12 protein-coding genes are annotated in these 15014 nt (G+C 70.7%); 4 read left to right on the top strand and 8 right to left on the bottom strand.

The genetic code is table 11. The features are described from left to right. Nucleotide 1: 1 nt before the first annotated feature. The 3 genes from SNR22_RS26450 to SNR22_RS26440 form a co-directional block, all read right to left on the bottom strand. Entirely contained in the window at nucleotides 2-1111 is a 1110-nt protein-coding gene (locus SNR22_RS26450) for an ionic transporter y4hA (RefSeq protein WP_320069382.1), read from the bottom strand. A 135-nt stretch (nucleotides 1112-1246) separates the two neighbouring features. Further along, nucleotides 1247-2101: a class I SAM-dependent methyltransferase gene (locus tag SNR22_RS26445; protein ID WP_320069381.1), complete on the bottom strand. Its 855-nt coding sequence runs from the start codon at nucleotides 2099-2101 to the stop codon at nucleotides 1247-1249. Between the two features lie 311 nt (nucleotides 2102-2412). Continuing rightward, nucleotides 2413-3138, bottom strand: a complete 726-nt coding sequence (locus SNR22_RS26440) for a TetR/AcrR family transcriptional regulator (RefSeq protein ID WP_320069380.1) — start codon at nucleotides 3136-3138, stop codon at nucleotides 2413-2415. 28 nt (nucleotides 3139-3166) lie between these two features. Between SNR22_RS26440 and SNR22_RS26435 the strand changes: the two genes are divergently transcribed. Beyond that, nucleotides 3167-4291, top strand: coding sequence for an FAD-dependent oxidoreductase (locus tag SNR22_RS26435; protein WP_320069379.1), 1125 nt, complete (start codon nucleotides 3167-3169; stop codon nucleotides 4289-4291). A 380-nt stretch (nucleotides 4292-4671) separates the two neighbouring features. Further along, on the top strand, nucleotides 4672-5550 hold the full coding sequence (locus SNR22_RS26430) for a helix-turn-helix transcriptional regulator (RefSeq protein ID WP_320069378.1): 879 nt from the start codon (nucleotides 4672-4674) through the stop codon (nucleotides 5548-5550). A 21-nt stretch (nucleotides 5551-5571) separates the two neighbouring features. Here SNR22_RS26430 and metH read toward each other — a convergent pair whose 3' ends face one another. Next, nucleotides 5572-9075, bottom strand: coding sequence for a methionine synthase (gene metH, locus SNR22_RS26425; RefSeq protein ID WP_413775718.1), 3504 nt, complete (start codon nucleotides 9073-9075; stop codon nucleotides 5572-5574). A 300-nt stretch (nucleotides 9076-9375) separates the two neighbouring features. On the opposite strand from metH, the gene SNR22_RS26420 reads away from it, so the two are divergent. After that, nucleotides 9376-10245 carry a PAC2 family protein gene (locus SNR22_RS26420; RefSeq protein ID WP_320069376.1) on the top strand — a complete coding sequence of 290 codons (870 nt, stop codon included), beginning with the start codon at nucleotides 9376-9378 and terminating at the stop codon, nucleotides 10243-10245. 123 nt (nucleotides 10246-10368) lie between these two features. Beyond that, nucleotides 10369-11160, top strand: a complete 792-nt coding sequence (locus tag SNR22_RS26415) for a GntR family transcriptional regulator (RefSeq protein WP_320069375.1) — start codon at nucleotides 10369-10371, stop codon at nucleotides 11158-11160. Between the two features lie 40 nt (nucleotides 11161-11200). On the opposite strand, the gene mshC is transcribed toward SNR22_RS26415, so the two are convergent. From mshC to SNR22_RS26395, 4 genes are all read right to left on the bottom strand, one after another. Next, the gene (gene mshC, locus SNR22_RS26410) at nucleotides 11201-12439 is read right to left on the bottom strand and encodes a cysteine--1-D-myo-inosityl 2-amino-2-deoxy-alpha-D-glucopyranoside ligase (protein ID WP_320069374.1); all 1239 of its coding nucleotides are present in this window, start codon (nucleotides 12437-12439) and stop codon (nucleotides 11201-11203) included. A 165-nt stretch (nucleotides 12440-12604) separates the two neighbouring features. Further along, nucleotides 12605-13423, bottom strand: a complete 819-nt coding sequence (locus SNR22_RS26405) for an SCO1664 family protein (RefSeq protein WP_320069373.1) — start codon at nucleotides 13421-13423, stop codon at nucleotides 12605-12607. Then, nucleotides 13420-14013: a DUF3090 domain-containing protein gene (locus tag SNR22_RS26400; RefSeq protein ID WP_320069372.1), complete on the bottom strand. Its 594-nt coding sequence runs from the start codon at nucleotides 14011-14013 to the stop codon at nucleotides 13420-13422. The genes SNR22_RS26405 and SNR22_RS26400 overlap by 4 nt, the downstream gene beginning before the upstream one ends. Before the next feature lie 121 nt (nucleotides 14014-14134). Next, complete coding sequence (locus tag SNR22_RS26395; protein WP_320069371.1) at nucleotides 14135-14839, bottom strand: MSMEG_4193 family putative phosphomutase; 705 nt, start codon at nucleotides 14837-14839, stop codon at nucleotides 14135-14137. Nucleotides 14840-15014: the final 175 nt, after the last annotated feature.

Below are 15014 nucleotides of genomic sequence, written 5' to 3'. Positions count from 1 at the left end.
GTCAGGGGCTGGCGGCGAGGAAGACGAACGCGGCCAGCAGCACCAGGTGCACGCCGCCCTGGAGCAGGGTGGCCCGGCCCGGCACGACGGTCAGCACGCCGGTGACGACGGTCAGCGCCAGTAGGGCCAGCTGGGTGCCGCCCAGCCCGAGCAGCAACGGCCCGTCGAGCCAGATCGAGGCGATGGCGATTGCCGGGATGGTCAGGCCGATGCTGGCCATGGCCGAGCCGAGGGCCAGATTGAGGCTGATCTGCACCCGGTCCCGGCGGGCCGCGCGGGCCGCGGCGAGGGTCTCGGGCAGCAGCACCAACAGCGCGATGACCACGCCGACGAACGCCTGCGGCAGGTTGGCGGCGGACACCCCGGACTCGATGGCCGGTGACACCATCTTCGCGAGGCCCACCACGGCGACCAGCGCCACCACCAGCAACGCGAGGCTGGTCAGGGCGGCCCGGGCCGACGGCGGGTCGGCGTGTCCGTCGCCGTCGGCGTCGGCCACCGTCCTCCCGTCGGCGGCGACCGGAAGGAAGTAGTCGCGGTGCCGGCCGGTCTGCACCAGCACGAACAGCCCGTAGAGGGCCAGGGAGGCTACCGCGGCGAAGGCGAGCTGGGCCGGGGAGAACTCGGGGCCGGGACGGCTGGTGGTGAAGGTCGGCACGACCAGGCTAAGGGTGGCCAGGGTGGCCACGGTCGCCAGCGCCCCGCCGGTGCCCTCGGGGTTGAACACCGCCACCCGCCGGCGCAACGCGCCGAGCAGCAGGGACAGTCCGAGGATGCCGTTGCAGGTAATCATGACTGCGGCGAAGACGGTGTCCCGGGCCAGCGACTGCGTCTTGTCCCCGCCGCTGATCATCAGCGTCACGATGAGGGCCACCTCGATCACCGTGACCGCGACGGCGAGCACCAGCGAGCCGAACGGTTCACCCACCCGGTGGGCGACCACCTCCGCGTGGTGGACTGCGGCCAGCACGGCCCCCGCCAGGAAGACCGCCACGATCACCACGGTCAACGGGGGAAGCTCCCGTCCCCAGGTCAGCGCGAGGACCCCAACGGCGAGCAGCGGAACGACGAGGGTCCAGTCGGTGACACGGGAACGGAGGGAGACAGGCATGGTGACAACCCTGCCAGAATTCTTGATCATCGCCCACCCGGCGGCGCGTCGCCACCCCGCCATCCAGGGGCCGGCCTGACCTGGGCCGTCGTCCGCACCCTCGGCCGTGCACCTCCTCGGCCGGGCCGGTTGCCGTCAGGGTTGCCGTCGGTCGACCGTCGCCGGCCTGCGCCAGATGAAGATCTCGGTGTCCGGTGCCCGCTCCGAGAACCGGCCCTCGTCCGACGCCTCGTCCAAGAGGCTTCGGAGATCGTCGTCGAACTCCGCCAGCCGCTGCCCGAACAGGTGCGGCGCCGAGTCCGACCGGGAGTACACCCACGCGGCGACGTCATCGATGGTCCGCCTTAACACCCGGTCGGCCCGCACCCTGAGCAGTTCGGGGCCACCGAAACCTGCCTGCACCAGCAGGGCCGCCTCGCCGCCGGGAGTCCCGTGCTCCAGCACGCCCTGACCTGCCCGTCGCACCGGCCCCAGGTAGTGCCGCACCAGCTCGCGCAGCGCATCGACGGGAGGCGCCGGGTGGGCAAGCCCACCGGACGACGAGGGCTCCTTGACGTCGCTGATGTGCACGAACGCGCCACCCGGATCAAGCATGCGAGAGATCGTGCGCGCGACCTGCTCCCTGTCCATCCAGTGGAAGGACTGGGCGAACACCGCCACCCGGAAGGCACCGAGCCCGGCGGGCAGTTCCTCGGCCCGCGCCCGAACCCATCGGACATTGCCGATGCCAGCGCGTACGCCCCGCCGGCGGGCCGCCTCCAGCATTGCCCTGTCGGGATCGACCCCCACCGCTTCCACGAACATCGGCGCAAGCGGCACGGTGACCGTGCCCGGCCCGCAACCGACGTCGATCAGACGCCCGGACCCGTTGAGGTCGAGCGCCTGCCTGAGCGCGTCGACGAAGCCCGCGGCATAGGGCAGACGCCCTCGCTCGTAATGGGGGGCGCTCCCCGCGAAGAGAGACTCATCCCACTCCCACCCGTCGGGCACGTTCCGGCTCCTCCCCTCGACCGGGCGGACAACCGCCCGTACCGGCCATCACCGGCGCGCACCGGTGCCGCCTTTCGAGGCCGGGCACCCCGCGCCTCAGCCGGGTGCTGGCGTCACGTGGCGTTGCATGGTGACCGGGTGCCGGACGAACCGGGCAAAGGATACCCGTCGACCGCCCGAGCTGCGCAAACGCCAGGCATCGATCGTCACCATCAACCTCGTTGGTTGACGTTCCACGGCCTGCCCGCGGCCTGGCTAGGTCTGATCGAGGTGCATCGTGCTCGGCTGACCACTGGCCTTCGAGCAGTGGGTCACGTGTGGGGACGGCTGGTGATGCCGTCCAAGATGGTGGTCAGGTTGTGGTTGAAGGTCTCCTCGGCGTTGAGGTGGGCACCGTCGATGACGAGCCGGGCGACGGTGGGATAGCGGCCTGTGTTGAGCATGCGTGTGAGGTACGGACCGAGGCTGGCCTGAAAGGCGGGCTCGTCGGTGCCGGTGGAACGGGCGGTGCGTCGCTCGGTTATTTCTCTGCGGAGCGCGCCGATGATGAAGGCGTTGAGGGCGCCTAGAGCCCGCTGAAGATCGTCGATGTCATGCACGCCGGGGGCCTGGCTGAGCGCCGCTGCGGTCGATTCGCCCACGGCAAGCGCGTGGGGTCCCAGGTGTGGCCTTCCGCCGAGCAGGTCGGAAAACCACTCATGATCAAGGGCTGCGGTACGGGTCTCGCGGGCGATGGCCAGTACCGTGGCGCGCCACTCGGAGCGCCGGCCGGCCTCGGCGATCTGGGCATAGACGGCGTCGACCATCAGGTCGAGCAGTTCAGATCTGTTGGTCACGTAGTCATAGAGCCGCATCGGACCGACTCCGAGCTCTTTGGCGATCCTGCGTAACGACAGCCCGTCGAGGCCGTGCGCGTCGGCAAGCCGGATCGCCGTAGCGGCAATCTTCTCGCGGCTCAACGGCACCGGCGCCACCCGGGGCCGGGGCTCGGGCCGTTCCCAAATGGGCATCGGCGCGCTACCGTACGGCGTCTCCATAAATACAGCGTACGCTAAAGGGGCGAGGATGAGAATCGCGATCGCCGGTGGTGGCCTTGGCGGGCTGACGCTGGCACGGATCCTGCACCAGCACGGCATCGACGCGGTGGTGTACGAACGCGAGGCAAGCCGATCCGCGCGATCACAGGGCGGATCGCTCGACCTGCACCCGGAGTCCGGGCAAACAGCCCTGGCCGAGGCGGGTCTCGCCGGCCGGTTCCGCTCTGAGGCGCGGCCTGAGGGCGAGGAACATCGCATCCTCGACCCGGCCGGACGCACCCTCGTGCACCACAAACCACAACCCGGCTCATTCTCCGGACGTCCCGAGATCGACCGGCGCGCACTGCGTGATCTTCTGCTCGATTCGCTCCCCGGCGACGCGGTGGCCTGGCAGCACCGGCTCGTCGCAGCGACGCCACGACCTGACGAGGGCTTCGGGCTGACGTTCCATGGTGGTCTTAGAGCCGACTGCGACATCCTCATCGGCGCGGACGGCGCGCGCTCGGTCGTCCGGTCGCTGCTGACCGACGCCAGACTGTCCTACGTGGCCACCCTGGTCGAGCTCAGCATCAGCGACGCCGACCGGCACCACCCGGATCTCGCCGAGCTGGTCGGCCCCGGGAACCTGTGGTGCATCGGCGTGAACCAGATCCTCGCCGCGCAACGCCTCAGCGATGGCAGCATACGAGTCGGGATCTCCCTGCACGAAGAAGACCACCACATCGACACATACCGCAGTAAGCATGCCCTGCTGGACATGTTCGAAGGCTGGGACCCAAGCCTCACCGCACTCATCGAAGCCGGCGACAACACGCCGACGCCTCGCAAGATCGAAGCGATGCCCATCGATACGCGCTGGGCCAACCAGCCAGGCATCACCCTCCTCGGTGACGCCGCACACCTCATGCCACCCGTCGGCGAGGGCGCCAATCAGGCCATGCTCGACGCCGCCGAACTCGCCCGCGCACTCGCCGCCCACCCCACCGACCCGGACTCGGCAATCCGGACGTACGAAGAAGCGATGTTCACCAGAATTCACCCGATCGCCGAAATGTCCGCACGAGTCCAGGCAATGATGCTGTCCCCCACCGCAGCGGAAGACATCACCCGCTTCTTCACCGCCCGACCCGCCGAACCGGCTCCCGCAGGTTGAGAAGGTGCTGCGCAGCCAGCCTCGCCCCTGCAGACGCCCCAGCCCTGGAGGATCAGCCGTCCGGCCTCGCCTCGCCGCCATCCGGGCACGGAACGGTGCGCGCTGAGTGCGCTCCGTATCGATACCGCCTTCGGGCACGGCCTGAGCGACCCGGCCGGCCCGGCCCCGGCCCGACAACGCCCGGGGCAGGTATTTTGCCTCCAAGACCAAGTCATATGCGGGGTGAGCACAGTCGTATGGCGTCGATGCTCACGGCAGGCTCAGCGGTCGTCAAGCCGGCACCAATCTTTACCTTCACGACAAGACCAATGCCCCCTCTGCCCCTTTTCGGCGCTCTCGCTGTTTTGACTTTCGGGCATCACGCGCCCACCATCGCCCTCATGACAAAGCCACCGACCATCTCCGAGACGATCGCCGCTCGCGTTCGTCATTACCGCCAGAAGCGGAGGTGGAGCATGCGGCACCTCGCCGAACTGTGCGCGGAGCATGGCGTCGCGACGCTCACGCAGGCCTCACTGACCAACATCGAGCGGGGACTGGCTGCCAACTCGGATCGCGAGGGCCGCGCTGTCACCGTGCCCGAACTGTTCGTCCTTGCCTACGTCCTGGACGTGCCGCCAGCGGCGCTCATGCTGCCGCTCGGCGACTCCAACGCCGTCGAGATCTGCCCCGACGTCAATGTTACGCCGTACGCCGCGTTGCAATGGATGACCGGGCATAAGCAGATCGGCAGCGCCGAAAAATGGAACACCGCGCAGCCGCTCTTTTATTACGGGGCAGCCGAACGGTGCCTGCGCTTCGAAGAAATCGCCAACATGAAGAGCAGCGCGAGCGCAGCTCGGTATGGGCTTTACGAAAAGCCGTGGGAGATACTTAAGGCCCGCCGCCGCTACGACTTACAGTGGAAGAAGAACCCTGAGTCCCGGTCATCTTACGAGAATAATGCTGTCGTGAGAAACGAGCCGTTGCCCGGCCTTCCGATTTCCGATGACGAGTATGTTGAGGAATACCGTAAGCTGAAGGCTGCCTCATACGAGAAGCATCTCGGGTACTACTCATCTGCTCTCTGGAAAGCACATGATAGCAAAATGCAATTGCCGACGGTTCCGCAACTTCTTTACGATGACCTCAGCGCCTTGCAGTCGAAGCTCGAGTTGCTGCCCGACGAGATCAGTCAACGCGCTGGGGAACATCGGAAACTGCCGGCTCCTTCTCGTTCCCTCTTGCCACCCGGCATCGAGATTGCCGAGGATGCGTAGCGCGTACGCCACCGCCGCACCCTATTTGGCGTTGAAGTAGCTGGCCTCCGGGTGGTGCACCACGATCGCGTCGGTGGCCTGCTCCGGCACCAGCTGGAACTCCTCCGACAACTGCACGCCGATCCGCTCCGCGCCCAGCAGGTCCACGATCTTCGCCCGGTCCTCCAGGTCCGGGCAGGCCGGGTAGCCGAACGCGTACCGGCAGCCCCGGTAGTCGGTGCGCAGCAGGCCCGCCAGGTCCGGCGGGTCGTCGCCGGCCACCGTGCCACCACCCGGCAGCGTCAGCTCGGCCCGGATCCGCCGGTGCCAGTACTCCGCCAGCGCCTCCGTGAGCTGCACCGACAGGCCGTGCACCTCCAGATAGTCGCGGTAGGAGTTGCCGGCGAACATCTTCGCCGTGTACTCGCTGACCGGCTGCCCCACCGTCACCAGCTGCAACGCCACCACGTCGAGCTGGTCACCCTTGGGTCGGAAGAAGTCCGCCAGGCACAGCCGCCGCTCCTGGCGCTGCCGCGGGAACGAGAACCGGGCCCGCTCGGCGTGCCCGTTCTCGTCCAGCACCACCAGGTCGTTGCCCTCCGAGTACGCCGGGAAGTACCCGTAGACCACGGCCGCCTCGAGGACCTTGTCCGCCGTCAGCCGGTCCAGCCAGTACCGCAGCCGCGGCCGGCCCTCGGTCTCCACCAGTTCCTCGTACGACGGGCCCTTGCCGCCCCGGGCACCCCGCAGCCCCCACTGGCCCAGGAACGTGGCCCGCTCGTCGAGCAACGCCGCGTAGTCGGCCAACGGCAGGCCCCTGACCACCCGGGTGCCCAGGAACGGCGGCGTCGGCACCTGCACGTCACGCGTCACGTCGGAACGAACCGACGCGTCGTCCAGCTCCGGCAGCGCCTCGGACACCATCGCCCGTTGCCGCTCCCGGCGCTCCCGCCGTGCCGCCAGGGCCGCCTCCCGCTCCGGATCGACCACCGGCGCCCCGCCCCGCTTCGCCGTCATCACCCGGTCCATCAGCGACAATCCCTCGAACGCGTCCCGGGCGTAGTGCACCTGGCCGGGGAAGAGCGCCCGCAGGTCGTCCTCCACGTACGCCCGGGTCAGCGCCGCCCCGCCGAGCAGCACCGGCCAGCGCTCCGCGACGCCACGCTCGGCCATCTCGGCCAGGTTCTCCTTCATGATGACCGTGCTCTTCACCAGCAGCCCGGACATTCCGATCGCGTCGGCCCGGTGCTTCTGCGCCGCGTCGAGGATCGCGGTGATGGGCTGCTTGATCCCGATGTTGACGACCTCGTAGCCGTTGTTGGACAGGATGATGTCCACCAGGTTCTTGCCGATGTCGTGCACGTCGCCCTTCACCGTGGCGAGCACGATGCGGCCCTTGCCCCCGTCGTCGGCCTTCTCCATGTGCGGCTCCAGATAGGCCACCGCGGTCTTCATCACCTCGGCCGACTGGAGCACGAACGGCAGCTGCATCTGGCCGGAGCCGAACAGCTCACCGACCACCTTCATGCCGTCCAACAGCAGGTCGTTGATGATCGACAGCGGCGGGCGGCCGCCCGCCATCGCGGCCTCAAGGTCGGCCTCCAGGCCGTTACGCTCACCGTCGATGATCCGCCGCTTGAGCCGCTCGTCCAGAGGCAGCGCCGCGAGTTCCTCCGCCCGGGTGGCCCGCGCCGACGTCGCGTCCACCCCCTCGAAGGCCTCGATGAACCGCTGCACCGGGTCGTGCCCCTCGCGGCGGCGATCGTAGATCAGCTCCAGGGCGACCTCGCGCTGGGAGTCCGGGATCTTCGACATCGGCAGGATCTTGCTGGCGTGCACGATCGCCGAGGTCAACCCGGCCTGCACGCACTCGTGCAGGAACACGGAGTTGAGCACCTGCCGGGCCGCCGGGTTCAGCCCGAACGACACGTTCGAGATGCCCAGGGTGAAGTTCACCCCCGGCCAGCGACGGGCGATCTCCCGGATCGCCTCGATGGTCTCGATGCCGTCGCGCCGGGTCTCCTCCTGACCGGTGGCGATCGGGAAGGTCAGCGCGTCGATCAGGATGTCGGCCCGGCGCAGCCCCCACCGACCGGTCAGGTCCTCGATCAGCCGCCCCGCGACCCGGACCTTCCACTCGGCGGTGCGGGCCTGCCCCTCCTCGTCGATGAGCAGCGCCACCACCCCCGCACCGTGCTCGGCGATGATCGGCATCACCCGGGCGTAGCGGGAGCCCGGCCCGTCGCCGTCCTCGAAGTTGACCGAGTTGACCACGCATCGCCCACCGAGCATCTCCAGCCCGGCCTCGATCACCTGCGGCTCGGTCGAGTCCAGCATGATCGGCAGCGTCGACGCGGTGGCGAACCGACCGGCCAGCTCCCGCATGTCCACCGTGCCGTCACGCCCCACGTAGTCCACGCACAGGTCGAGCAGGTGCGAACCGTCCCGGGCCTGGCTGCGCGCGATCTCCACGCACGCCTGCCAGTCGGCGGCCAGCATCGCCTCCCGGAACGCCTTCGACCCGTTGGCGTTGGTCCGCTCCCCCACCATCAGCACGCTGGCGTCCTGGGCGAACGGCACGTGGTGGTAGATCGAGGAGACCCCCGCGTCGACCTGCGGCTGCCGAGGCCCCGGCCGCATGCCGTGCAGCCGCTCGGCGACCACCCGGATGTGCTCCGGGGTCGTACCGCAGCAGCCGCCGATCAGCGAGACGCCGTACTCGGTGACGAACCGCTCCAGCGCGTCGGCCAGTTCCACCGGGGTCAGCGGGTAGACCGCACCGTCGGCGGTGAGCTGCGGCAGGCCGGCGTTCGGCATCACCGACAGCGGCACCCGGGCGTGCTGGGAGAGGTAGCGCAGGTGCTCGCTCATCTCCGCCGGCCCGGTCGCGCAGTTGAGGCCGATCAGGTCGATGCCCAGCGGCTCCAGGGCCGTCAACGCCGCGCCGATCTCGCTGCCCAGCAGCATCGTGCCGGTGGTCTCCACGGTGACGTGGCAGATCAACGGCACCTTGCGCCCGATCGCGGCCATCGCCCGGTGCGACCCGACCACCGCCGCCTTCACCTGGAGCAGGTCCTGGCAGGTCTCCACGATCAGCGCGTCCGCGCCGCCGTCGATCAGGCCGGCCGCGTTCTCCTGGTACGCGTCGCGCAGCGTCGCGTACGCGGTGTGCCCGAGGGTGGGCAGCTTCGTGCCCGGACCGATCGATCCGAGCACGAACCGGGGTCGGTCCGGGGTGCTCCACGCGTCGGCGGCCTCCCGGGCGATCCGCGCCCCGGCCTCGGCCAGCTCCCGGATCCGGTGCGAGATGCCGTATTCGCCGAGGTTGGCGAGGTTGGTGCCGAAGGTGTTCGTCTCGACGCAGTCCGCCCCGGCGGCCAGGTACGCCTCGTGCACGCCCCGGACCACGTCCGGGCGGGTGACGTTGAGGATCTCGTTACAGCCCTCGTGGCCCTCGAAGTCGTCCAGCGTCAGGTCGGCCGCCTGCAGCATCGTCCCCATCGCGCCGTCGGCGACGAGGATTCGGTCTGCGAGCACAGTCAGCAACGAAGTCCGCACAGAATCAGGGTAGTGCGGAGAATCGGGAACGGGTCATAGCCCGCTCGGGCTCCCACATTGTGTCAGCGTGCTCCCACATCCTGTCAGCCGGATATCCCCGGATCACGGCGAACCGGGCATCCCGGGTGGTGGCCCCGGCGGGCGGGTCGGCGCGGCCGGCGGGCCGCATCCCGCACCGACCCGTAGGCTGACGGACGTGAAGGACATCAGGGACGCCACCGTGCACGGCGGGCGGACGACCGGGCCAGCGCCCGGGGTCGCCCGCGACGAGCAGGGTGAGGTGACGGCATGACCGAGTTCGACGGGCTGCCGATGCTGCGGTCCCCCGTGGCCATCGTCGCCTTCGAGGGCTGGAACGACGCCGCCGACGCGTCGACCGCCGCCGTCGAGCACCTGGAGCAGGTGTGGCAGGCCCGGCAGGTCACCGAGCTGGACCCGGAGGACTTCTACGACTTCCAGGTCAGCCGCCCGGCGATCACGATGGCCGATGGCGAGACCCGCCGCGTCGAGTGGCCCACCACCCGGTTCATGGTGGCCGCCCCCGAGGGCACCGAGCGGGACGTGGTGCTGATCCGGGGCATCGAGCCGAGCATGCGCTGGCGCACGTTCTGCGAGCAGGTGCTGGAGATCTGCCACAGCCTGGAGGTCGAGCGGGTGGTGCTGCTCGGCGCGCTGCTGGCCGACGTGCCGTACACCCGGCCGCTGCCGATCACCGGCAGCGCCTCGGACACCGAGGCCGCCCGGCGCTACCAGCTCACCCCCACCCGCTACGACGGCCCGACCGGGATCGTCGGCGTGCTGCACGACGCCTGCACCCGTGCCGAGGTCGACGCGGTCTCGTTCTGGGTGCACGTGCCGCACTACGCCAACAACCCGCCCTGCCCCAAGGCCACCCTGGCGCTGCTGCACCGGGTCGAGGAGGTGCTCGACCTGCCGGTGCCGATGGCCGACCTGGCCGAGGAGGCCGCCGAATGGGAGCAGCGGGTGCGCGGCGCGGCCGAGCAGGACGCCGAGCTCGGCGAGTATGTGCGCGAGCTGGAGGAACGCGTCGGCGACGCGGGCATCACCCCGTTGACCGGTGACGAGATCGCCCAGGAGTTCGAGAAGTATCTGCGCCGGCGCGGTGGTTCGGCCGGCCCGAACGCCGGCTCCTGGTAGCCGCCCGTTTTCTGCGCGGAAGGCCCCGGATTATCTGGTCCGGGGCCTTCCGCGTGTCCGGGGTGGCGCCGTCACGCCCCCTAGGGCATCCTAGGAACCTAGCTGTGATCTTCAGGAGGTGCCATGCAGATCAACCCAGGCGCGGCCGAGTTCCCGCACCGGCAGATCGCCGCGCAGCTCAAGGCCCAGGTGCGCCGCGGCGACTGGGCACCGGGCGAGCGGCTGCCGTCCATCCCGGCCATCGCCGAGATGTTCGGCGTCGCCAAGCAGACCGCGCAGCGCGCCGTCGACCAGCTGCGGGTCGAGGGCATCCTGATCACCAAGCCCGGCTCCGGTACGTACGTCCGAGGCACCCGGCGCCGACTCAACCGCCTCTCCCGGGGCCGGTACGGCGGCTTCCGCGGCTACCACACCGACCTGGCCGCCCGGTACCGGCAGCAGCTCGTCTCGGTCGGCCGGGCCCCCGCCCCGCCCGAGGTGGCCGACGCGTTCGGCGTCGCCGACGGCAGCGAACTGATGTGCCGCCGGCACCTGGTCCGCACCGAGGACTCCCCCGTCGAGGTGGGCGCGTCCTGGTTCCTTCCGGCGGACACCGCCGGCACCTCCCTGGAGCGGGGCGAGGCGTTCGGCCGCCCGCTGTACCAGGAGGCGGAGGAGGCCACCGGCCGGCGGTACATCACCGCCACCGACACCATCACCGCCCGCCAGCCCAGCCGGGAGGAGGCCGAGACCCTCCAGATCCGGCCGGACACCCCGGTGCTGCACCTGCTGCACGTCGCCTACGACGACCGGCGCAAGCCCATCGAGGTCGCCCAGGCCACCTGGCCCGGCCCGATGACCACCCTCACCGAGGAGTACCGGATTCCCGCCCCCACCCCGGACCCGGACCCCGACCCCGGTCTCGTCCTGGGCTGACCGTGCGGCTTGCCGGGGCTGGCCCGCCGGGGTGGGCGGGTCAGAGGCGCAGGCCGAGGAGGGCGTCGAGGGTGTCGGCGAACAGGGTCGGGGCGCCCCGGTCCGCGCCCTCGCCGGCGAGGGCCCGCTCGGCCCAGGCGTCGGCGACCGCGATCGCGCCGGGGGTGTCGAGATCATCGGCGAGCCGGGCGCGTACGGCCGCCAGCAGTTCGACCCCGGACGGGCCGGCGGTGCCGGCGGCGGCTCGACGCCAGCGGGCCAGGCGCTCGTGGGCGGCGGTCAGCACGTCGTCGGTCCAGGCCCGGTCGGCGCGGTAGTGATCGGTCATCAGGCCGAGCCGGACCGCCACCGGGTCCACCCGGTCGGCACGCAGCCGGGAGACGAAGACCAGGTTCCCCTTGGACTTCGACATCTTCTCGCCGTCCAGGCCGATCATGCCGGCGTGCACGTAGTGACTGGCGAAGGGCGATCGCCCGGTGAGCCGCTCCGCGTGCGCGGCGGAACACTCGTGGTGCGGGAAGATCAGGTCGTTGCCGCCGCCCTGCACGTCGATGGTCTCGCCCAGCAGATTCAGCGCGATCACCGTGCACTCGATGTGCCAGCCCGGCCGGCCCGGGCCCAGATCGCCGCCGGGCCAGGACGGCTCGTCCTCGCGGGCGCCGCGCCACAGCAGCGGGTCCAGGGGATCGCGCTTGCCCGCCCGATCCGGGTCACCGCCTCGCTCGGGGAAGATCTCCAGCATCTCCGCCCGCGACAGGTTCGACTCGTAGCCGAACGCCGGCACGGCGGTGACGTCGAAGTAGACGTCGCCGGTGCCGTCGTCGAGCCGGTACGCCGCGCCGTCCTTGAGCAGGACGAGGACCTTCTCGGCGATGTCCGGAATGGACTCCACCGCGCCGACGTAGTGCTCCGGCGGGATGATCCGCAGCGCCTCCATGTCCTCCCGGAACAGCGCGGTCTCCCGCATCGCCAGGACCTTCCAGTCCTCGCCGTCGCGCTCGGCCCGCTCCAGCAGGGGGTCGTCGATGTCAGTGACGTTCTGCACGTACCGCACCGTCAGGCCGGAGTCCCGCCACATCCGCTGCACCAGGTCGAAGGTGATCATGGTGGCGGCGTGGCCGAGGTGGGTGGCGTCGTACGGGGTGATGCCGCAGACGTACATGGTGGCGGTGCCGTCCGGCCGGCTGGGATGCACAGCCCGCCGCGCCGAGTCGAACAATGCCAGCGGACCGCCACTGCCGGGCAGCCGCGGCACCTCATGCCCCACCCAAGACTCCATGACCGTCAGCCTAACGAGCCGCCCGGCCTGCCGGAGCCACCCCAAGGGTGATCAACGCGACAGCCGCCCGTGGCGGACGACACCGGCCACCCCGAGCTGCGACGATACCGGCGACCGGCGACCTACGGCGGCGACCGGCGGCGCGCCGGGTGCGGTCAGCGGCCATCACATGGGTGGCCAGGGCATCGCCGGCCAGTCCTGCGACGGCTGCGGAAAACGGCTGGTGTCGCACAACCGGCCCACCCGGGCCGCGAGCGCCGCGACCTCACGGATCGTCAGGTGCTCACCGAGCTCCTCGCCGAGGGAACCGGCGAGCTGACCGGCGAGGACGGCGAGCATCTCCAGCGCGTCCGGCGGCAACTCCCGATCGGCCCAGCCCCACAGCACGGTCCGCAGTTTCTCCTCGACGTGGAAGCTCACCCCGTGGTCGACGCCGTAGATCCGGTCGTCCGACCCGACCAGCACGTGCCCGCCCTTGCGGTCGGCGTTGTTGATGACCGCGTCGAGCACGGCAAGCCTGGCCAGGCGCGGATCGTCGGCGTGCGCCAACGCGTACGACGTGCCGTCGTCGTCCCGAGCCGAAGCGATCGGAAACCAGCGCGGCGGCACCGCCTCGGCGGGCACGAACCCGACCAGCGGCTCGGCGTCGGACGGCTCGTCGATCCACAGCTGGCAGGATCCCGGGCCGAACGGGCCGTCCCGCAGCACCGTCGGCGGCACCAGGTCCCAGCCGGTGGCCCGGGAGACCAGGTAGGCCGAGACCTCACGGCCGGCGAGGGTGCCGTCGGGGAAGTCCCACAGCGGCCGCTCGCCCCGCACCGGTTTGTAGACGCAACGCGCGCTCACCCCGTCGAGGGTGAGCGCGCCCACCAGGGTGGTGTTGGAGGCGTCGACCAGCCGCCCCTCGACGGTCAGCTCACCGTCGCGCAGCAGCCGCAGCGTTGCCGCGCCGTCCTGTCGCGGTTGGAGTTCGGACGACGTCACCGGTGATAACCGTTGTGCCGCGGGCAGAGATGCCCGGCGGGGTCCAGGGGCTGGCCGCAGAGCGGGCAGGGCGGGCGACCGGCGTTGACCACCCGGCGGGCTCGCTCGATGAACTCGCGGGTCGCCTCCGGGGTCAGCCGGACGCGCAGCCGGTCGAGGTCCTCGTCCGGCTCCTCGTCGTCGCCCTCATCGTCGTCGTCCTTGTCGTCGTCCTCGTCGCCGCCGAGCTCGACCTCGGTCTCCGCCTCACCGGCTTCGATCGCCTCGATCACCACCGTGGCGGTGTCGACGTCGAACGCCAGCCCGAGGGTGCCGACCCGGAACTCCTCGTCGACCGGCGAGTCCAGCGGATCGTTGTCGCCCACGGAGACCAACGCCTCGGGCAGTTGCACACCGAAGCGACGCTGCGCCTCGGTCAGCAGCTCCTCCAGCTTCTCGGCCAGCAACGACACCTGGACCTTCTCCAGCGCGACACTGACCAGCCGGCCACCGCCGCGTGCCTGAAGGAAAAACGTGCGCTCTCCGGGCGCCCCGACGGTCCCGGCGACGAACCGCTCCGGCGGCTCGAAGGCGTGCACCTGGTGGGTCATACCCCCGACCCTATCCGGCCCGCCACGGCGTCGCGCACCCCACCGACGGGGAATCGCGCCCACGCCCGCCGCCCTGCGCGCGGCAGGATCGGGCCCGGTCCGGTGAGGCGCATCGGGCGCCTCACCGCACGGCCCCCGCTCCACCGCCGACCGCCGCGTCGGAGTCCACCGACGCCGCCGCCCGCCGCCGCCGCTTGCGCGGTGGCGGCGCCAATCCGGCCAGGTCACCGCCGGTGTCGTTGAGCCGTACCAGGAACGGCCGCAGCGGGGTGTACCGGATCACCGTCACCGACGCCGGGTCCGCGACGATGCGCTGGAACAGATCCAGGTGTACGCCCAACGCGTCGGCCACGATGGCCTTGATCACATCGCCGTGGCTGCACGCCAGCCACACCGCCTCGGGACCGTCTTCGGCGGTGATCCGCGCGTCCCGGGAACGCACCGCCTCGACCGCCCGGGCCGCCATCGCGGCCATCGACTCGCCCTCGGGGAAGACGGCAGCGCTCGGGTGCTGCTGGACCACCGGCCAGAGCGGCTCCTTGGCCAGCTTCTTCAGCGACTGGCCCTCCCAACTGCCGTACCCGCACTCGATCAACCCCTCGTCCACGGTCGGGGTGGCCTGCGGCAGCGCCAACTCCAGCGTCTGCCGGCAGCGGATCAACGGGCTGGTGACCACCGCGGCGAGGGGCAGCCCGCGCAGTCGTTCGCCGACGGCAGTGGCCTGGGCCCGGCCGGTGTCGTCCAGTTCGACGGGCCGCCGACCGGCGAGACCGCCGTCGGCGTTGGCGGTGGTGCGGCCGTGTCGCAGAAGGAGGAGAGTCGCCACACCGCCACCCTATGGGGTCAGTGCCGCGGCGACGGTCGGTGGCTGCCGGGATGGGTGCGGATAAGTGGTCTGGGGTTGTCTGTCCGTTCCCGGGTGGTTGGCGGGTTGGGGGGTGACCGCCGGCGTCGTGGGGGCGGAACATCGGCCGGCCCGGGGTGGTTACACCTGGCAGACG

This window comes from Micromonospora sp. RTGN7 (assembly GCF_033804645.1).
Classification (GTDB): Bacteria; Actinomycetota; Actinomycetes; order Mycobacteriales; family Micromonosporaceae; genus Micromonospora.
Note: the sequence above shows the minus strand (reverse complement) of the source record. Positions and strands in the feature narration are given on the sequence as shown.